Below are 17,263 nucleotides of genomic sequence, written 5' to 3'. Positions count from 1 at the left end.
ACCGGATGACATATGACCGATAACATAGACATAAATTCAGAAGAAAGCGGTCCTCGTCTCGTCGCAGAAAATAGCGGGCTGACAGCCCAGAATATTGGGAAATCTTTCAAGAAGCGGCCTGTATTACGCGGCGTTGACATCACTGTAAGGCGCGGCGAAGCGGTAGGCCTTCTGGGGCCAAACGGTGCCGGTAAAACAACCTGCTTTTATATCATTTCTGGTCTTATGAGTGCCGACTATGGCACCGTCACGCTGGACGGGATTGATGTAACCCACATGCCCATGTACCGCCGTTCACGGCTGGGGATCGGTTATCTGCCGCAGGAAGCCTCCATTTTTCGCGGCATGACTGTCGAGCAGAATATCCGCTCAGTTCTGGAATTGATTGAACCCATCCGGGCCAAACGGGAAAATATGCTGGAAGAACTGTTAGCAGAATTTTCCATCTCTCACTTGCGCCGGACGCCAGCGATTGCCCTTTCAGGCGGGGAACGGCGGCGTGTTGAAATTGCCCGGGCACTTGCCGGCAAACCAAATTACGTCATGCTCGATGAGCCCTTTGCCGGCATTGATCCCATTGCAGTTGGCGATATCCGAGATTTGATTTCTCATTTGAAAGATCGGGGCATTGGTGTTCTTATTACAGAGCATAATGTGCGAGAAACGCTTGAAATCATTGATCGAGCATACATTCTTAACGATGGTCATGTCATAAAGGAAGGCAACCCGTCGGAAATTGTCGCCGACGAAAGTGTAAGACGCGTATATTTAGGGGATCGCTTCAATCTCTGATCAACACACCAATGATCAGAAAATTGGAGATCGGGAGAAAAAATGGCCTTAACGCCAAGACTGGATATTCGGCAGGGTCAACAGCTTGTAATGACTCCGCAATTGCAACAAGCGATCAAGCTTTTGCAGTTGTCCAACTTGGACCTTGCTAATTTCATCGAACAGGAACTTGAAAAAAACCCGCTGCTAGAGCGCGGGGATGCGGATCTAGATGTCAACCAACCCGCAGAGGTCGTCTCGGACAATGATGCGGGGTTTGGTGAAGAAGGGGCCGACAGTACTGCACTGACCGATTTATCCCTTGGCGACGCAACAGCGCTACCCGAAACATCTGAAAGCCCCCTGGATACTGATTACGACAACCTGTACAACAATGACAGCGCAGCGGATGGTGCAAATGAAAGTCCCGCAGCGAACGCGACCGATTCCGGGTATCTGGCGGCCACAACAAGCAGCAGCGGCTATTCCGGATCAGAATTCAGTCTGGAAAATACACTGGCCGAAGACCTGTCTTTGCAGGACCATCTGACAGGCCAGCTCAGCCTTCTGCCCTTACCCGCGCCGACGAAATTCATTGCAACCTACCTTATTGATCTGGTTTCAGACGCCGGCTATTTCACCGGAGATACAGGCGAAATATCAGAAACCCTTGGCTGCGCGGAACAGTTGGTTGTGGAAACACTGGACATTCTCAAAGGGTTCGAGCCTTCCGGGGTTTTCGCTCAGGATCTTGCCGAATGCCTTGCCTTACAGTTAAAAGATAAAAATCGATATGATCCGGCGATGGCTGCCCTGCTTGATAATCTGGAACTTCTAGCGCGTGGGGATTTGAAAACTCTGATGTCCCTCTGTGGGGTAGATCGCGAAGACATCACAGAAATGGTCAGTGAAATCCGCGAGCTGGATCCGAAACCCGGGTTAAAGTTTGGACATGATGTTTCCAACACCGTTATTCCGGATGTTTTTGTCTCCCGAAACCCGGATGGAAGCTGGCATATTGAACTAAATACAGAAACCCTGCCGAAAGTTCTTGTAAACAATCGATATCATGCACAAATCAGTAATAAGCCCCTGAAAAAACAGGAAAAGGAGTTTATTTCAGAATGTATGAATACAGCGAACTGGCTTGTAAAATCCCTGGATCAACGGGCAAACACAATCCTGAAAGTCGCGACTGAACTGGTCGCCCAGCAAGAAATGTTTTTCACGCAGGGAATTGAATATCTGAAACCCATGAACCTCAAGGCAATCGCCGATGCCATTCAAATGCATGAAAGCACGGTGAGTCGCGTTACAGCGAATAAATATCTTGCAACGGCACGTGGCGTGTTCGAACTTAAGTATTTCTTTACCTCTGCCATCAATTCTACATCAGGAGGAGGAATATCTCATTCAGCAGAATCTGTTAAATACAAACTCAAGCAGCTTGTGGACGATGAAAAGCCCAACGCTATTCTCTCCGACGACAAGATTGTTGAGCTTATGAAACGCGAAGGGATTGATATTGCACGGCGCACCGTGGCAAAATACAGAGACGCCTTGAATATCCCATCGTCTGTTGAACGCAGACGACAGAAAAAGCTTCTCACCACCTAAAAACGGGAGCTAGAAAAATGGAACCACCTGTACAAATATAATACTGAAATCAATAACTTAAGTAACCTATCCAGACTTTAATTTTCGATCTGTGATAGATAAGAGATTTACTAGAAGAATTGGATCAGCACATGCATGTGATTGTTAAAGGTAAGCAAGTCGACGTTGGAGATTCCTTAAGAGAATACATTGATTCCACCCTAAACGAGCGGGTCTCAAAATATTTTAACAACGCGATAGATGCCCAGGTTACCCTTAGCCGAAAAAACCATAATTTCCATATTGAGTGCAGTGTCCATATAGGGTCCGGGATAGATATTACCGCATCCTCAGACCACACAGATGCCCATTCTTGTTTTGATCTGGCAGCCGAACGCATTGACAAACAACTCAGAAGATATAAAAGACGCCTCAAAGATCACCACGGCAAGGAACGTGCGAAGGCCAAAAGAGCAATGGCCGCGCAATCCTATGTGATCGCCCCTGAAACAGAAGAACCAGAGGTCGAGGTCGAAGTTAGCGACGAGTGGCAACCGATTATCATCGCCGAACAAAGCGAGGATATTCCGGATTGTTCAGTCGGAGAGGCTGTAATGAGGATGGATTTAGCCAACCTGCCTGCCATGATGTTCCAGAATTCCGGAACAAAAGGCCTGAACGTTGTGTATCGGCGTCCGGATGGCAATATTGGCTGGATTGATCCTAAAATGGAAAAGGCTGGATGAAACAGTAAAGACGCTGTATCCAGTCAGCAAATTTGGTAACAAGACAAGAGACCATGGAAATAGCTGATCTTATCAGCCCGGAAACAGTTTTTGCCGATATCAAGGCAAGCAGTAAAAAACAAACACTGCAGGAACTGTCTCGCAGGGCCGCAGCCGTCACAGGGTGCGACGAAAGAGAGATATTGAACGTTTTGATCGAGAGAGAGCGGCTAGGCACAACTGGTGTCGGTCAGGGTATTGCCATTCCGCATGGCAAACTCTCCTCGATTGATCGCATTCAAGGTTTCTTTGCACGCCTGGTATCGGGCGTGGATTTTGATGCCATGGACGACATGCCTGTCGACCTGGTCTTTGTCTTGCTCGCACCTGAAGAGGGGGGCGCAGACCATCTGAAGGCACTCGCCAGAGTGTCCCGGACTCTGCGCGACTCCGGCCGGTGCGAGAAATTGCGGGGCACGGAAAGTGCGGATGCCCTTTTTGCTGTTCTGACAGACGATAGTATTGCCGCCTGAAAAACTGAGAATTATTGTGCGGCATCGCACAGAAATTTCACACAGGCCTGATACTATCCCGTCCATGGATCTGCCCTTAAACCCGCAGACAGACAGGGAATAATAATGCGCTTTGTGTCGATACCGGCCCTCCTGCCAATTCTTCTGATTTTGCCCCTCACGGTTCTGGCACAACAAAAATCTCCTCCCCCTGAACTCGGCCTTCCCGTGAAGTGTCGTTTGGGCGAAAATTGTTTCGTGCAGCATTATATTGACACTGATCCGACCAAAAACGCCGCAGATTATCAATGTGGATCGCTCACCTATGATAATCACCGAGGCACAGATATCCGTATCCGCACGCTAGCGGACATGGCGAAGGGTGTGCCGGTCATTGCCTCTGCCGATGGAGTCGTTACAGGGTTACGGGATAATATTCGAGATCAGTATTTTAGCGACTACTCAAAACCACAACGAAGAAGCGTCTTTGAAAAAGGATTGGGCAATGTTGTTGTTCTGGGTCACGGGAACGGCTGGACGACTTTTTATGCCCATTTGAAAAAGAACTCGATCACCGTAAAGAAAAATCAGCGTGTTAAAAAAGGAACTGTGCTTGGCTATGTGGGAATGTCCGGGGTTACCGATTTTCCGCATGTTCATTTTGAACTTCGCCATAACAACAAACGCATTGATCCGTTTACCGGGAACGCCATCAAATCCGGATGCGGTCCTTCTGAACAGAATTATTGGGATGACCTGACACGGGTTTCCCTAGCCTATCAACAAACCGGGTTTTTATATACCGGGCTTTCAGAAACCCGACCGAACGGCCGAAAGGATCTGGAAAAAGGCGTGCGAAAACAAGAGAGCCTAAACAGCGCTGCCCCCACTTTATTTTTCTGGAGTTATTATTTCGGCAGTCGCAAAGACGATATTGTTACATTGGTTCTGAAAGGGCCGGATGGCCAGATACTGGCGGACTACAGATCTGATCCAATGCCGAAAAATCAAATCAGCCGAAATTTTTACATTGGCAAGAAAAAACCCGCGGGCGGATGGCCAGCGGGTCTGTATCAGGGTGAAATTTCCATTACCAGAAATGGTAAGCATCTCACGGATCGTGCCTTCATTTCTGTTAAATGAGGGTCATATCGTAACGCGGTCTTTAACTGACCATATAGGCGTCGAAATCATTTTGGCGTGCAATTACCAACGCCACATCTTCACTTTGTTCTTCACCGAGTTTCTGGCCGTCCGCGGAAAAAATGCCATATACCACGTTGCCGTCTTCTTCAATTTTGCGAATATAAGCCATTTCCATGGAACCCAATACTGCGAGGGCAGCAGGACTCAACTGACGAAGGGTCGCTTCTTGATACTGCATTACACTACTCCTGTTTCACCAATTTCAGACAGATCCGAGTGGATCTAAGAGGCGTCAATTGTTTTTAGATCCTTGCGAGACCCTTTGGTATTGATTTTGATCTGCGTCACATCTCGTTTTTGCTCTGGAAGGAGCAGGTTGATATGCAACAAACCATTATCCATTTCGGCACCGGTAATCTCTATTCCTTCCGCAAGGACAAATTTCTTTTGAAATTGTCTGGCGGCGATTCCGCGATGCAAATAAATGCGACCATTATCCTCTTTTTGTTTACCATGAATGATAAGCTGGTTTTGTTCCAGTGTTATCTGTAAATCTTCTTCAAAAAAACCGGCAACAGCGAGTGATATCTTGATGTGGTAATCGGAAATTTGCTCAATATTATAGGGCGGATAACCTTCTCCGCCGGACTTGGCAAGTTGTTCAAGCATATGCTCGAAGTGATCAAAGCCCAATAATAATGGGCTGTTAAACATGGATACACGCGACACGGTACTGTCTCCTCTGTTGAGCGAGTGTGACCTAAGGTCCAAATTTGGCACCTTTGGAACAGCCCGGTATGGCGCTGCCCACGCATTTAATGTAGGTTGCCCGGGCGTCGTCATCAAGATGCAGTTTTAAAATTGCAGATTTTGAATTTCAAATTTTATCAATGCGGTTAAAACCCAAAGAAAAGCAAAAATAGAACGGGAGTCGTTTTAATGAGTATCGATCCAAATAAAAATGGTCTGACAGTCGGCATCATTGGTGCTGGTGCCATGGGGCGCGGTATCGCACAGGTTTCAGCAACAGGCGGCATGAACGCCATAATCTTTGATACTGCCGACGGCGCCGCGCAGGCTGCAAAAGACTTTATTTCCGGCATGATCCAGCGATCTGTGGATAAAGGGCGAATGTCAGCAGAAGACGGCGCCTCAGCCGCAGACCGTGTAAAGGTTGCCAGCACTTTGACCGACCTGAAGGACTGTGACCTTGTGGTCGAAGCCATTGTCGAAAACCTCGAAATCAAGCAGAGTGTTTTTAAACAGTTGGAAGAAGTTGTCAGTGACGCCTGCATTATCGCGTCTAACACCTCCAGCATTCGGATTTCCAGTATTGCCTCTGCCTGCCAACATAAAGGCCGGATTGCAGGCCTGCATTTCTTCAACCCGGTTCCTTTGATGAAACTGGTAGAAGTAATTAACGGCACCGATACATCGGCCGAGACCACCAGCGCCCTGGAAGTCATCGGAAAACGCATGGGACGGGTTCCTGTTGTGGTGAAAGATGCTCCCGGATTCCTGGTCAATCTTGGCGGCCGCGCCTATACGACCGAGGCATTGCGGATCGTATCGGAAGGCGTTGCAAAACCTCATGAAGTTGACGCGATCATGCGCGATTGCTGTGGTTTCAGAATGGGACCGTTCGAATTGATGGATTTGACCGGGATCGATGTCAACTTTCCGGTCAGCCAAATCATTTATCACGGATATTTTCAGGATAAACGCCTGTCAACCGCGCCTTTGCACGAAAGTATGATGGAAGCGGGCCGTTTGGGCCGGAAAACAAAAGCCGGTTTCTACGACTATGACGCAGACGGCACCCTAATTCAGCCAGAAAACACCCAGCAGGTAACCGCCGCACCGGCAGGCCGTGTCGTTCTTGCAGAACCCTCCCCGTCCTTGGAGCCTTTACTTCGCGATCTGGGGATCAGTGTTTTGAAAGAAGATGACGGTGTCAGCCCGATTTTGGCGGCCCCTGTCGGCGAAGACTGCACCTCGCTGGCGGTCCGTTTGCGGTTGGATGCAAAAAGGCTGGTTGCGATTGATACCTTGACCGGTACCCACGCCCATACAACAGTGATGGCCGCGCCGGGTGCCGACGACGAGATTGTCGACAGTGTGATCTCGGCTTTATATCGTCACACAAGTACCGTTACCCGCATCAAGGATTGCCCGGGCTTCATCGCCCAGCGCATCCGGGCAATGGTTGCCAATCTAGGGTGTGAAATGGCGCAAATCGGCATTGCAAGCCCCGAAGATATTGATAAGGGGATGAAGCTTGGCCTGAATTATCCATTGGGATCTGTTGAAATGGCAGACTATATGGGCAGCCGAAACACCCTGAAAATTCTGGAGAAACTTCAGTCCATCACAGGGGAAGAACGATATCGCCCCAGTCAATGGCTGCGGCGCAGGGCTTTATTGGATCTGCCAATTCATACACCAGACTAAAAAACAAAAGGCGCCCGATGGGCGCCTTTTTATTAGTTTGCGTTTTGAGCCTCACGCTCTGCTGACTCGGCGGCCATTCGTGCCATTTCCTGCAAGGCGCCAGCGACTTGCGCGCTGCCACCAAGGCTGGTTTCCATCGCCTGCATCAAGGTTGCAACAACGCCCGCATTGAAAAACTCGCGTTCCAGTCCTTCTTCCAGACATTTCTGCAAGGCGCCATCCAGGCTCTCTGTGATAATCTGTGCCGCTTTATCCAGTTTTTCTTTGGTTTCCATATCCGGCATACCGAACGAAGGGGTGTCCTGCACAATAAATTCCTACTCTTGTCTATTCCTGTTGCCCAACACTTAATCCCAATCTACCAAAATCGCAAATTATATGCGCTCCGGATCCAAAGTGATGGGCTTACCGTGATCCGTATGGGCGTTTGCCTGCCGCCATTCCTCTTTGCGAACCGATAACTGATCCAGACTGATCAGTTTCTTCTGATCGACAAGGATTTCCAGCGCCGCAAGCCAGCACAGATAGTAATTCTCATTCCCGCAGCCGCGCCCCTGCTGTGTCGCTTCGGCAATTTGGGCGCCAAAAATATCCGCCCATTCTGACCAGCTGAACAGCCCTTTCTCATGCAGCCCAACTGTCATTGCAAACGCCTGCGCCTGCCAGGGTTCATCAAAGACCGGTCCGTCTTCATTTCGCGGGATATCCATGTCTTCCAGAACCGGTTCCAGACCACTCATGTTACCGCCTCCAGATGGTCGTCCCAAAGATCCACATACACATAATCGCCCGGCGTTCCATCTACCCCCCATAGCTCTTCTGACGAAAACCGTACACTATATAAATGCTGCGGATCTTCGCTCCCATGAGCGCTGCTGTCTGCAAAAACATGCAAACCGTAATCTGTCACAATTTCCCCTGTATGACCGCGGGCATATCGGGGAAGGCGGGTGTGGCCCGCGGGATGAATATTAAGGGCGCGCACCAGGTCTCCCACTTTAAAGCGCGCTGGCTTACCTTCTTTTCGGGTATAATTTGCGCCCTTGTCCATCATCGCGGGAATGTCTTCGCCGGAAATAGCCGGTTTATGGGGGGTCGTAACCGGCTTTGGCGCCACAGCACCAGACAGTTCGTCTTCGCTGATCAGCCCTTTTTCAGACAAAATCCGAATTAATCCGTCCAGCCAGATTTCATAGTAGCTGCTGGTTAAATATTTACCGGGATCCATCCGTTCGCGGGCATGGCGGGATTCATCGATATTGCGAACGCCAAGGGCACTAACTGCATTGTTCAGGGCAAACATCCGTTTTTCCCAGTCCCCATGGAATACCGGCTCATTCTCTTCCGGATCGACGGGGCCCATCCCGTGCATACCGCCCATATCATGTACACCATCCATCAGGCAGCCTCCCCAAGAGAAGGCGCATCCGCCTTTTTCACACCGATCATGCTATCCCGGCTGACCAGCGCCGCCAGTTGCGTTTCAGTAAGCTCTTCGGTTCCGTCGGGTCGTTTTGGAATAACCAGATACCGTGTTTCCGCCGTACTGTCCCACACCCGCACTTGGGTTTCTGCCGGTAAAACGGTTCCAAATTCTTCCAGAACTTTTCGCGGCTCGCGCACCACGCGGGATCGATAAGGCGCTGATTTATACCAGACCGGTGGTAGGCCCAGAACCGGCCACGGATAACAGGAACATAGAGTGCAAACGACCACATTATGAACATCGTCCGTATTCTCAACGGCAATGATCTCTTCCCCCTGCGCGCCGGTATAGCCCAGTTCGGCGATCGCCTCCGAGGCGTTTTGCATCAATCGTTTCTTGTATTCTGGGTCGCACCAGGCTTTTGCAACAACAGCCGCGCCGTTTTTTGGGCCAACCTGATGTTCATACCGCTCGACCAATGCATCAAGCGCGGACGTCTGGACCAATCCTTTTTCAACAAGCAACGATTCCAGGCTTTTTACCCGAAGCACGGTTTCTGGTAATGGCGCGCTATGTTTGTGATTGTGTCCCATGGCATCCTCTTTGAACGGAAATTGCGGTACAGGATATCATGAAACAAAACGGGTCAGAAAGACAATAACCTTTGTTTGAAGAGAAGCCGCGCGCCCAAGAAAAAAGGCCCGGACTTTACAATCCGGGCCTTTCTTGAATTCTGGTGGAGCCAGACGGGATCGAACCGACGACCTCTACAATGCCATTGTAGCGCTCTCCCAACTGAGCTATGGCCCCAAAAACGATGTTTCCATCGCAAGCGCAACGGAACCTATTCCGAAGCGCAGAGCATTTCAAGTCAAAAAATAAAGGATAACCAGAAAAGCGATCTTTTCTGGTATTTTTCCTAAATCAGAGATCTTCTTCCTTGGCAGGCGCACTTACAACACCCGACAGATCATCATCATCTTCGTCATCAGGAAGATCAATATCCTCATCGCCATCAAGAATTGCATCATCATCCAGCAGAACACTGCCCTCTTCATCTGAAGAAGGTTTTTCCGGTGCCTTTACTGGTTTTGCAGGTTCAGCCGTTTTCCTTGATTTTAGAAGTTTCTCAGGCACGTGTTTTGCACCACATGCCGGACAGATAATTGGATCCTTCTGCATATCGTAAAACGGTTTACTACAGGATGTACAACGATGCTTTTCGCCCCATTCCGGTTTTGCCATTTCATACCCTCAGCTGTTTCACAGACGGTTACTAGAATCAGTTTGCGCTCAAGTGCCAGAATATGGTGGTTCTGTCAAAAGTTTCTTTTACCCTACACACAGGAATATGTGACAAACGTTAAAAAGACTGATAGAAATATCGCATTGTTTCAAACCCTTTGATCCTGTCAGCGTTAATTGGACAGGGATCCATTTGATCATATGACCACAAAAAATAGCACTCAAAGACCAGTGACATCCAGTCGCTGTGGGCCTTTGCGCGGTGAAATCACTGTGCCAGGCGATAAATCAATGTCACATCGTTCCTTGATTCTGGGGGGGCTGGCGGTTGGCAAAACCACTGTCTCGGGCCTTCTGGAAGGCGAAGATGTTCTGTGCACAGCAGAAGCCATGCGCAAACTGGGAGCATCCATTGAACGGTGCGACGATGGCACGTGGGAAATTCACGGTGTCGGCGTTGGAGGCCTGCAAGAGCCCGATACCGTCCTGGATATGGGAAATTCCGGTACGGCCGCCCGCCTGTTGATGGGCGTTGTGGCAAGCGCCCCCTTCACCACGTTTTTTTCCGGGGATGCGTCCCTTCATAAACGGCCCATGCGCAGGGTTGCTGTCCCACTGGAAGAAATGGGCGCGCAGATTACATCGCGAAGCAACGCCCGTTTCCCCTTGGCGATTACCGGTCAGGACCTGATACCGATTGATTATCATCCGCCCGTCGCATCGGCACAGGTGAAATCCTGCATCATGCTGGCGGCCTTGGACACGCCGGGTATAACAACTGTGACCGAAAGCAAACCAACCCGTGATCACACCGAAAATATGCTCAGCCATTTTGGCGTCACTGTCGATGTGACCCAGAACGACGATGGCAGCAGGGTCATTGCGGTTGCCGGTCAGCAGGAAATGGAAGGGGCCGACATTCTGGTGCCGGGAGATCCGTCTTCCGCCGCTTTTCCTGTCGTTGCTGCCGCCATTCATGATGGGTCGGATCTGACAATTACGAATGTCGGGCTTAATCCGCTTCGCGACGGTATATTTGAAACCCTGTCTGACATGGGTGCCGATATTCAAATCAGTAATGTCCGCCTGCAGGCAGGCGAGCAAGTAGGCGATATTCGGGTCCGGGGCGGCATGCTGAAAGGGGTCACCGTTCCGCCTGAGCGGGCTGTTTCCATGATCGATGAATATCCTGTGTTATTTGTTGCCGCGGCTTTTGCCCACGGAACAACCACCATGCGGGGGCTTGAAGAACTCAGGGTCAAGGAAAGTGACCGCATTGCCGTAATGGCCGAAGGGCTTAAAGCCTGTGGGGTCTCCCTTGAAGAAGTGGAAGACGGCCTTATCATTCATGGCCGGGCGGTTCCGCCAAAAGGCGGCGCAACTGTTAACACGGAACTGGATCACCGGATTGCCATGTCCTTTCTTGTTTTGGGCAGCGGCTCGGAAGAGCCTGTGACCGTGGATGACGGGGCAGTTATGGAAACAAGTTTTCCCGGCTTTACAACATTGATGAACCGTTTGGGCGCTAAAATCGGACCCAAGGGGGCATCATGATTATTGCCGTGGACGGACCGGTTGCCGCCGGAAAAGGAACATTAGCAAAACGAATCGCTGCTAAATATGGCTATACATATCTGGATACCGGGGCGTTATATCGCGCTGTTGGCCTGTTCATGCTTCGCCATAAACAGGATCCGTCCGATCACGCCCTGGCGGCGGCGGCGGCGCGAAATGTGCACGAAATATCGCTGGATGATCCGGACCTTCGAAAAGAAGAAACCGGTAACGCCGCCTCTGTTGTGGCCGTCAATAACGATGTCCGCGCAGCCCTGCTGGATTATCAAAGATCCGTTGCAAAACATAGGGATGGTGCGGTTTTGGACGGTCGAGACATTGGAACTGTGGTCTGCCCGAATGCCGATGTTAAGCTGTTCGTCACCGCCAGCAGCGAAGAGCGCGCACACCGCCGACTTGCCGAGCTGGTGGCCAAAGGAGAAACAACCTCATATGAGGCGGTTCTAAAAGATCTGGAGGAACGGGATGCCCGTGACCGATCTCGCACTTCTGCTCCCTTGGCAAAAGCTGACGATGCACACTTGCTTGATACAACAAAATTGGATATAGAGGCAGCACTTGAAGCGGCTTGCCGGATTATTGATGCCTCTAAAGGGTAACAATTTTGGCACCCAACTCAACAAATCGTTCCGCCACGTAGGAACAAATGAATAGCGTTTTCCATACGTGCGACAGAAAACTGGAAAACAAGTGGCCGTGGATCCACCGGAAAACCGGTATGGCCTGATAGGGATCCCAAGGATATCAAAATATGTCTAATACTACTTTAGCTGAAGGTCGTGCAGTAGAAGATTTTGCTGCCATGCTCGACGCGTCCTATGGGACAAGTGAGAGCCTTGAAGGTACTGTTATTAAAGGAACGGTTGTCAGCATCGAAAAAGATCTGGCCATCATCGACGTTGGACTTAAGTCTGAAGGTCGTATTCCTCTTAAAGAATTTGCAGCTCCTGGTCAGGATGCTGATTTAAAGCCGGGTGACACTGTAGAAGTGTTCCTGGAACGCATTGAAAATTCCGCTGGTGAAGCTGTCCTGTCTCGTGACAAAGCGCGCCGTGAAGAAGCTTGGGGCAAACTCGAAGTTGCTTTCGCTGCTAATGAACGGGTTGACGGTGTAATTTTCGGTCGTGTTAAAGGTGGCTTCACTGTTGACCTTTCAGGCGCCGTTGCCTTCCTTCCAGGATCACAGGTAGACGTTCGTCCGGTTCGCGACATTGCGCCGCTTCGTGGTATTCCACAACCATTCCAGATCCTGAAAATGGATCGTCGTCGCGGAAATATCGTTGTTTCCCGTCGTGCCGTTCTGGAAGAGAGCCGTGCGGAAGCCCGTGCAGAGCTTATCGGAACACTGGAAGAAGGTCAGACACTTGAGGGTGTTGTTAAAAACATCACTGATTACGGCGCGTTCGTTGATCTGGGTGGTGTTGACGGTCTGCTGCACGTTACTGACGTTGCATGGCGCCGTGTTAATCACCCATCTGAAGCCCTTACCATCGGTGAAACTGTTAAAGTACAGGTTATCCGCCTGAACAAAGAAACTCAGCGCATCAGCCTGGGCATGAAACAGCTTCAGACAGATCCTTGGGATAGCCTCGAAGCGAAATATCCGCTGAACGCTAAATTCACAGGTCGCGTCACCAATATCACTGATTATGGTGCATTCGTTGAGCTGGAACCAGGTGTTGAAGGTCTTGTCCACGTTTCAGAAATGAGCTGGACCAAGAAAAACGTTCATCCAGGTAAAATCGTTTCTACCTCTCAGGAAGTAGAAGTGATGGTTCTGGAAGTTGACGAATCCCGTCGCCGTATCAGCCTTGGTCTGAAACAGTGCCTGGACAACCCTTGGGAACAGTTTGCTGAAACAATTCCTGTTGGAACAACCATTAAAGGTGAAGTCAAGAACATCACTGAATTTGGTTTGTTCATCGGCCTTGAAAACGACGTTGACGGCATGGTCCACATGTCAGATATCGACTGGAACGAGCCTGGTGAAAAAGCGATCCAGGAATACAAAAAAGGCGACGAAGTTACAGCCAAGGTTCTTGATATCGACATCGAGAAAGAACGCATCAGCCTCGGCATCAAACAGATGAGTGAAGACCCATTTGCCGGTGCAACTGAACTGAAAAAAGGCTCTGTTGTTACCTGTACTGTTACTGCAATCCAGGAAGCTGGCGTTGAAGTAGAAGTATCCGAAGGTGTTGTTGGCTTCATCCGTAAGGGTGATCTGAGCCGTGATCGTGCCGAACAGCGTCCCGACCGCTTTGCAGTTGGCGACAAAATCGATGCGAAAATCACTTCTATCGACAACAAAACCCGCAAAGTTACTCTTTCCATCAAGGCGAAAGAAGTTGCTGAAGAAAAAGAAGCCGTTGCACAGTATGGTTCATCCGATGCTGGCGCGTCTCTTGGCGACATCTTGGGTGCAGCAATGCGCAAAGCCAACGAAGGCGACGAAGAGTAAGGATCAGGTATTTAATGGCCATGTTTAACTTGAACGAGGGACAGCATGTCCATTGATACTGATGCAATTATTGACAGGCGCCGTTTAAAGCGGCGCCTGTTTTTTTGGCGCACAGCCACGGTTATCGTTGTGCTGGCCGCCCTAATCACATTTACCGTTAATATCACCCAATCTGACAGTGGACCCTATGTGGCCAAACTGGATGTTTTCGGGGTCATTATTGAAGATGAGCTTCGTCAGGAAGCCATTGAACAAATTCTTTCCGATGACGACGCGACCGCCCTTGTGGTCTATATCAACAGCCCCGGCGGCTCCACCTATGGCAGCGAACGATTGTATAAATCACTGCGCCGGGTTGCCGAGAAAAAGCCTGTTATCACGGTTATCGGAACAATTGGTGCCTCTGGCGGCTATATGACAGCCCTTGCCGGGGACCATATTTTTGCAGGCGAAAGCTCAATCACCGGATCGATCGGTGTGATCGTCCAGACAACCGAGTTTTCCGCTTTGATGGATAAACTTGGGGTAACTGCCAATTCCATCACCTCTGGTAAATTAAAAGGGGAACCCTCTCCGTTTAAACCGATGAGCGAAGAGGGCCGAAAGAATTTACAGGAAATGGTCAATCAGACCCACAACTGGTTCGTTGACATGGTAGCAGCGCGGCGGCCCATGGATCGGGCCCAGGCCGAAACACTTGCGGATGGCGGGATTCAAATCGGCCTCTCTGCCGTCAAATCGGGGCTGATCGACTCGCTCGGCGGTGTTCCTGAGGCGCGTCGCTGGCTGGAATCAGAGCGGGATATTTCTTTGGACTTGCCCCTGGTTACAGTCGATTATAGTGCGCCGAAAGGGGCTTTAGAGCACCTTTTGGAAGGGATGTTAGGGAAAAGCGTTATATCTGAAAGACTTACACTTGACGGACTGATCTCCCTTTGGCACCCTAATTAGGAACAATTTGATCTAAAAAATTTAGACAACAAAAAGCAAGGGCGTCTCAGAATGATAAAATCGGAGCTTATTGCAATTCTTGCAGAGAAAAACCCGCACCTCTATCTGCGGGATGTAGAACGCATCGTAACGACAATATTTAGCGAAATTTCAGAAGCAATGGCCCGGGGGGATCGGGTCGAACTTCGTGGATTTGGCGCATTTTCTACAAAAGAACGTTCTGCAAGGATCGGTCGCAACCCACGAACAGGGGATGCTGTTCAGGTTGAAAAGAAATATGTACCCTATTTTAAATGCGGTAAAGAATTGCGTGAAAGATTGAACGACAGTAAAGCTTAACTGTTCTCATCTTTGCGAAGGCCATTCAATGAAACTGATTTCCTGGATCTTTTTGATCTTTCTTGGCATTTTCGTCATAACGCTGAGTATTGGGAATAGAGAATCCGTTAGTTTCTCTTTATTCCCACTGCCCTTTGTCATGGACGTGCCTCTTTTCATGTTAATCTTGGCGGGTGGATTTCTGGGGGTGCTGCTGGGCGCCTTCAGAACGTGGATTTCTGACGGAAAACTTCGGCGGGAAAACCGGCAGCTGAAACAGGAAGTTGGAAAACTGAAGGGTGACCTCTCTCGATTAGCCGCAGAAAAAACACCCGAACCCGATAAAACAGCTCAGCAGGCGCTGGCCGGCCCGGATAAGTGATCCGCAAATCGGACCCAACATCCAATCCTTAAAAACCGATGAGCGGGGATCAGGCTTTTATCCTCCGCTCATGGTTTCTTCCCTCACTTCAAATGCTTAAATCTCAGGATGCGAGTTGCTGGTCAACAACATGCCTGTATGACGCTTCATCCCCGCCTCCACGTATCGATTGAGGCCAGAACTCCCCTTTCATCCGCTTCACATAAGCCACCAGATTGTCATGTTTTTCAAGCGCATCCGTTACGGTGTTATTGACCGGTGAGTAATATAGATTGGCGAGCAACCCATAAGCACTGGCATCTGTAAGCGTTGGGGCATTTCCATGGAAATAGAGGTTGTCATTCAATAATACGCTGAGCGCCCGCAGATCTATATCCGCCTTTTTATATATTTCTTCCATCGTGTGACGGGCGATCCCTTGTGCCACAAGGTTGGCTTGAACTTTTTTGCGGACCTTTTTTGAAATAAAGCCTCTGAGAAAAGCAGGCGCTGGCGCGAAGAAAATCTCTTTAAAGCCAGGCCAGTTTTTTTCATCCGACCAACGCGAATACACCATAATGAAATAAAGATGTTCTTCAATCAGCCGACGGATCATGACCCCTCTGGCTTTTTCGACATCCGACAGCAGAAAGGCCGGGGGCACGGGAACGGAAAACTGATCGGTAATATAATCAATAATGCATTCAGAATCGCCCAGAACATGTCCGTTGACAGTTGCATACGGAACTTTTCCCTTGGGTCCCATTTCCTGTGCGGTCCAATGCACATCATAGTCCAGACCCATCATTTTCAACCAGGTTTCCAGTTTTAATCCGAAAGGGCTGAGTTGTAGGCCCGGTGTTGCCGGAAATTCGTGAACGGTAATGGATAATGACATCTTTCTTTCCTTCTTCGATATTCAGATATCACTTGATAGCAGGGCGCTACTGACAGCATATTGTCAGGAGTGTGTCAGCAGGAAGGAAAAGCCCGAAGATGAGAAGAGCCGATCGACTGTTTCAAGTGATCCAGATCCTGCAAAGTACCGGAAATGTCATTACGGCCGCCATGATCGCCGATGAATTGGAAGTGTCCACACGAACCATATACCGGGATATTCAGGACCTGATGGCCAATCGGGTCCCCATTCGCGGTGAGGCGGGAACCGGATATATTCTGGACAAGGGATATGACCTGCCACCCCTGATGTTTAATGAAGAAGAAATCGATGCGGTTATGTTGGGGGTGCATTGGGTCCTTTCCAATGGGGATCCGGATATTCAGCGGGCTGCCCGGGATGTGCTTGGGAAAATTCGCTCTGTCCTGCCCAAAGACCGACAGGAGTTGATGCAGTCTGCCCGGCAGGTTGTTCCCCAGCCGCCCCAACAGGCCCCCATCCAGATTTCAATGCCCATGATCCGTCGATCAATACGCGAACGGCAAAAACTGGAGGTTATTTATCGGTCTCTATCCGGGGAGACATCCCAGCGGGTTATTTGCCCGATGATTGTTGTTTTTTTCCAGAATATTCAGCTTCTGGTTGGCTGGTGTGAACTCAGACAGGATTACCGAAATTTTCGGATGGATTGTTTTCAACAGGCACAACCGCTGGATCAGTTTTTCTCCCGGTCTGATTTTGAAAGTTTGGACAGTTATCTCAAACGCTCAAAAGAAAGCCAGCAGGCTGAAAAATCCGGATAATCTGGCTTCTATCCCTTTTCTTCT

General features: G+C 49.7%; 21 protein-coding genes and 1 tRNA gene. 13 read left to right on the top strand and 9 right to left on the bottom strand.

The features are described 5' to 3' along the window. Positions 1 to 12: 12 nt before the first annotated feature. The 5 genes from lptB to OIR97_RS00470 all read left to right on the top strand — a co-directional run bounded on the left by lptB (position 13) and on the right by OIR97_RS00470 (position 4,747). On the top strand, positions 13 to 792 hold the full coding sequence (gene lptB / locus OIR97_RS00490; RefSeq protein WP_169543800.1) for an LPS export ABC transporter ATP-binding protein: 780 nt from the start codon (positions 13 to 15) through the stop codon (positions 790 to 792). A gap of 42 nt (positions 793 to 834) precedes the next feature. Beyond that, positions 835 to 2,388 (top strand): RNA polymerase factor sigma-54, encoded by a 1,554-nt coding sequence (gene rpoN, locus OIR97_RS00485; RefSeq protein ID WP_169543799.1) that lies wholly within the window; start codon positions 835 to 837, stop codon positions 2,386 to 2,388. Positions 2,389 to 2,519: 131 nt separating this feature from the next. Next, positions 2,520 to 3,113: a ribosome hibernation-promoting factor, HPF/YfiA family gene (gene hpf / locus OIR97_RS00480; protein ID WP_169543798.1), complete on the top strand. Its 594-nt coding sequence runs from the start codon at positions 2,520 to 2,522 to the stop codon at positions 3,111 to 3,113. 53 nt (positions 3,114 to 3,166) lie between these two features. Further along, the gene (ptsN, locus tag OIR97_RS00475) at positions 3,167 to 3,625 is read left to right on the top strand and encodes a PTS IIA-like nitrogen regulatory protein PtsN (RefSeq protein WP_169543797.1); all 459 of its coding nucleotides are present in this window, start codon (positions 3,167 to 3,169) and stop codon (positions 3,623 to 3,625) included. Between the two features lie 105 nt (positions 3,626 to 3,730). Further along, positions 3,731 to 4,747 (top strand): M23 family metallopeptidase, encoded by a 1,017-nt coding sequence (locus tag OIR97_RS00470; RefSeq protein WP_169543796.1) that lies wholly within the window; start codon positions 3,731 to 3,733, stop codon positions 4,745 to 4,747. A gap of 22 nt (positions 4,748 to 4,769) precedes the next feature. On the opposite strand, the gene OIR97_RS00465 is transcribed toward OIR97_RS00470, so the two are convergent. Together OIR97_RS00465 and OIR97_RS00460 are read right to left on the bottom strand one after the other, a co-directional pair. Further along, on the bottom strand, positions 4,770 to 4,988 hold the full coding sequence (locus OIR97_RS00465) for a hypothetical protein (protein WP_169543795.1): 219 nt from the start codon (positions 4,986 to 4,988) through the stop codon (positions 4,770 to 4,772). Between the two features lie 44 nt (positions 4,989 to 5,032). Continuing rightward, on the bottom strand, positions 5,033 to 5,479 hold the full coding sequence (locus tag OIR97_RS00460) for an Hsp20 family protein (RefSeq protein WP_267177747.1): 447 nt from the start codon (positions 5,477 to 5,479) through the stop codon (positions 5,033 to 5,035). Between the two features lie 210 nt (positions 5,480 to 5,689). Here OIR97_RS00460 and OIR97_RS00455 point away from each other — a divergent pair, with 210 nt between their 5' ends. Then, complete coding sequence (locus OIR97_RS00455; protein WP_169543793.1) at positions 5,690 to 7,201, top strand: 3-hydroxyacyl-CoA dehydrogenase; 1,512 nt, start codon at positions 5,690 to 5,692, stop codon at positions 7,199 to 7,201. Between the two features lie 32 nt (positions 7,202 to 7,233). On the opposite strand, the gene OIR97_RS00450 is transcribed toward OIR97_RS00455, so the two are convergent. The 6 genes from OIR97_RS00450 to OIR97_RS00425 all read right to left on the bottom strand — a co-directional run bounded on the left by OIR97_RS00450 (position 7,234) and on the right by OIR97_RS00425 (position 9,872). Continuing rightward, positions 7,234 to 7,509, bottom strand: a complete 276-nt coding sequence (locus OIR97_RS00450; protein WP_169543792.1) for a hypothetical protein — start codon at positions 7,507 to 7,509, stop codon at positions 7,234 to 7,236. 66 nt (positions 7,510 to 7,575) lie between these two features. Beyond that, entirely contained in the window at positions 7,576 to 7,941 is a 366-nt protein-coding gene (locus OIR97_RS00445; protein ID WP_169543791.1) for a nitrile hydratase accessory protein, read from the bottom strand. Then, the gene (nthB, locus tag OIR97_RS00440; RefSeq protein ID WP_169543790.1) at positions 7,938 to 8,600 is read right to left on the bottom strand and encodes a nitrile hydratase subunit beta; all 663 of its coding nucleotides are present in this window, start codon (positions 8,598 to 8,600) and stop codon (positions 7,938 to 7,940) included. The genes OIR97_RS00445 and nthB overlap by 4 nt, the downstream gene beginning before the upstream one ends. After that, positions 8,600 to 9,220 (bottom strand): nitrile hydratase subunit alpha, encoded by a 621-nt coding sequence (gene nthA / locus OIR97_RS00435; protein WP_169543789.1) that lies wholly within the window; start codon positions 9,218 to 9,220, stop codon positions 8,600 to 8,602. Before nthA ends, nthB begins: the two co-directional genes overlap by 1 nt. Before the next feature lie 141 nt (positions 9,221 to 9,361). Next, positions 9,362 to 9,437 (bottom strand) — tRNA-Ala (locus tag OIR97_RS00430). Between the two features lie 114 nt (positions 9,438 to 9,551). After that, positions 9,552 to 9,872, bottom strand: coding sequence for a TIGR02300 family protein (locus tag OIR97_RS00425; RefSeq protein WP_169543788.1), 321 nt, complete (start codon positions 9,870 to 9,872; stop codon positions 9,552 to 9,554). A 201-nt stretch (positions 9,873 to 10,073) separates the two neighbouring features. On the opposite strand from OIR97_RS00425, the gene aroA reads away from it, so the two are divergent. From aroA to OIR97_RS00395, 6 genes are all read left to right on the top strand, one after another. Next, positions 10,074 to 11,426 carry a 3-phosphoshikimate 1-carboxyvinyltransferase gene (aroA, locus tag OIR97_RS00420; RefSeq protein WP_169543787.1) on the top strand — a complete coding sequence of 451 codons (1,353 nt, stop codon included), beginning with the start codon at positions 10,074 to 10,076 and terminating at the stop codon, positions 11,424 to 11,426. Beyond that, positions 11,423 to 12,046, top strand: coding sequence for a (d)CMP kinase (cmk, locus tag OIR97_RS00415; RefSeq protein ID WP_169543786.1), 624 nt, complete (start codon positions 11,423 to 11,425; stop codon positions 12,044 to 12,046). The genes aroA and cmk overlap by 4 nt, the downstream gene beginning before the upstream one ends. Before the next feature lie 152 nt (positions 12,047 to 12,198). Further along, positions 12,199 to 13,908 carry a 30S ribosomal protein S1 gene (gene rpsA, locus OIR97_RS00410; protein WP_169543785.1) on the top strand — a complete coding sequence of 570 codons (1,710 nt, stop codon included), beginning with the start codon at positions 12,199 to 12,201 and terminating at the stop codon, positions 13,906 to 13,908. A 45-nt stretch (positions 13,909 to 13,953) separates the two neighbouring features. After that, entirely contained in the window at positions 13,954 to 14,859 is a 906-nt protein-coding gene (sppA, locus tag OIR97_RS00405) for a signal peptide peptidase SppA (protein WP_169543784.1), read from the top strand. Between the two features lie 51 nt (positions 14,860 to 14,910). Further along, complete coding sequence (gene ihfB / locus OIR97_RS00400) at positions 14,911 to 15,198, top strand: integration host factor subunit beta (protein ID WP_169543783.1); 288 nt, start codon at positions 14,911 to 14,913, stop codon at positions 15,196 to 15,198. A gap of 28 nt (positions 15,199 to 15,226) precedes the next feature. After that, entirely contained in the window at positions 15,227 to 15,559 is a 333-nt protein-coding gene (locus OIR97_RS00395) for a LapA family protein (RefSeq protein ID WP_169543782.1), read from the top strand. Positions 15,560 to 15,662: 103 nt separating this feature from the next. On the opposite strand, the gene OIR97_RS00390 is transcribed toward OIR97_RS00395, so the two are convergent. After that, on the bottom strand, positions 15,663 to 16,436 hold the full coding sequence (locus OIR97_RS00390; RefSeq protein ID WP_169543781.1) for a glutathione S-transferase family protein: 774 nt from the start codon (positions 16,434 to 16,436) through the stop codon (positions 15,663 to 15,665). A gap of 98 nt (positions 16,437 to 16,534) precedes the next feature. Between OIR97_RS00390 and OIR97_RS00385 the strand changes: the two genes are divergently transcribed. Next, positions 16,535 to 17,239, top strand: a complete 705-nt coding sequence (locus tag OIR97_RS00385) for a helix-turn-helix transcriptional regulator (RefSeq protein ID WP_169543780.1) — start codon at positions 16,535 to 16,537, stop codon at positions 17,237 to 17,239. The last annotated feature ends 24 nt before the right edge of the window (positions 17,240 to 17,263 follow it).

Source organism: Sneathiella aquimaris (genome assembly GCF_026409565.1).
Classification (GTDB): Bacteria; Pseudomonadota; Alphaproteobacteria; order Sneathiellales; family Sneathiellaceae; genus Sneathiella; species Sneathiella aquimaris.
This window is presented reverse-complemented; position numbering and strand designations above follow the sequence as displayed.

Bases quoted from the DNA above. Each gene is read 5' to 3' on its own strand.
- lptB (WP_169543800.1), top strand. From the start codon at position 13: ATGACCGATAACATAGACATAAATTCAGAAGAAAGCGGTCCTCGTCTC.
- rpoN (WP_169543799.1), top strand. From the start codon at position 835: ATGGCCTTAACGCCAAGACTGGATATTCGGCAGGGTCAACAGCTTGTA.
- hpf (WP_169543798.1), top strand. From the start codon at position 2,520: ATGCATGTGATTGTTAAAGGTAAGCAAGTCGACGTTGGAGATTCCTTA.
- ptsN (WP_169543797.1), top strand. From the start codon at position 3,167: ATGGAAATAGCTGATCTTATCAGCCCGGAAACAGTTTTTGCCGATATC.
- OIR97_RS00470 (WP_169543796.1), top strand. From the start codon at position 3,731: ATGCGCTTTGTGTCGATACCGGCCCTCCTGCCAATTCTTCTGATTTTG.
- OIR97_RS00465 (WP_169543795.1), bottom strand. From the start codon at position 4,988: ATGCAGTATCAAGAAGCGACCCTTCGTCAGTTGAGTCCTGCTGCCCTC.
- OIR97_RS00455 (WP_169543793.1), top strand. From the start codon at position 5,690: ATGAGTATCGATCCAAATAAAAATGGTCTGACAGTCGGCATCATTGGT.
- OIR97_RS00445 (WP_169543791.1), bottom strand. From the start codon at position 7,941: ATGAGTGGTCTGGAACCGGTTCTGGAAGACATGGATATCCCGCGAAAT.
- nthB (WP_169543790.1), bottom strand. From the start codon at position 8,600: ATGGATGGTGTACATGATATGGGCGGTATGCACGGGATGGGCCCCGTC.
- nthA (WP_169543789.1), bottom strand. From the start codon at position 9,220: ATGGGACACAATCACAAACATAGCGCGCCATTACCAGAAACCGTGCTT.
- OIR97_RS00425 (WP_169543788.1), bottom strand. From the start codon at position 9,872: ATGGCAAAACCGGAATGGGGCGAAAAGCATCGTTGTACATCCTGTAGT.
- aroA (WP_169543787.1), top strand. From the start codon at position 10,074: ATGACCACAAAAAATAGCACTCAAAGACCAGTGACATCCAGTCGCTGT.
- cmk (WP_169543786.1), top strand. From the start codon at position 11,423: ATGATTATTGCCGTGGACGGACCGGTTGCCGCCGGAAAAGGAACATTA.
- rpsA (WP_169543785.1), top strand. From the start codon at position 12,199: ATGTCTAATACTACTTTAGCTGAAGGTCGTGCAGTAGAAGATTTTGCT.
- sppA (WP_169543784.1), top strand. From the start codon at position 13,954: ATGTCCATTGATACTGATGCAATTATTGACAGGCGCCGTTTAAAGCGG.
- ihfB (WP_169543783.1), top strand. From the start codon at position 14,911: ATGATAAAATCGGAGCTTATTGCAATTCTTGCAGAGAAAAACCCGCAC.
- OIR97_RS00395 (WP_169543782.1), top strand. From the start codon at position 15,227: ATGAAACTGATTTCCTGGATCTTTTTGATCTTTCTTGGCATTTTCGTC.
- OIR97_RS00390 (WP_169543781.1), bottom strand. From the start codon at position 16,436: ATGTCATTATCCATTACCGTTCACGAATTTCCGGCAACACCGGGCCTA.
- OIR97_RS00385 (WP_169543780.1), top strand. From the start codon at position 16,535: ATGAGAAGAGCCGATCGACTGTTTCAAGTGATCCAGATCCTGCAAAGT.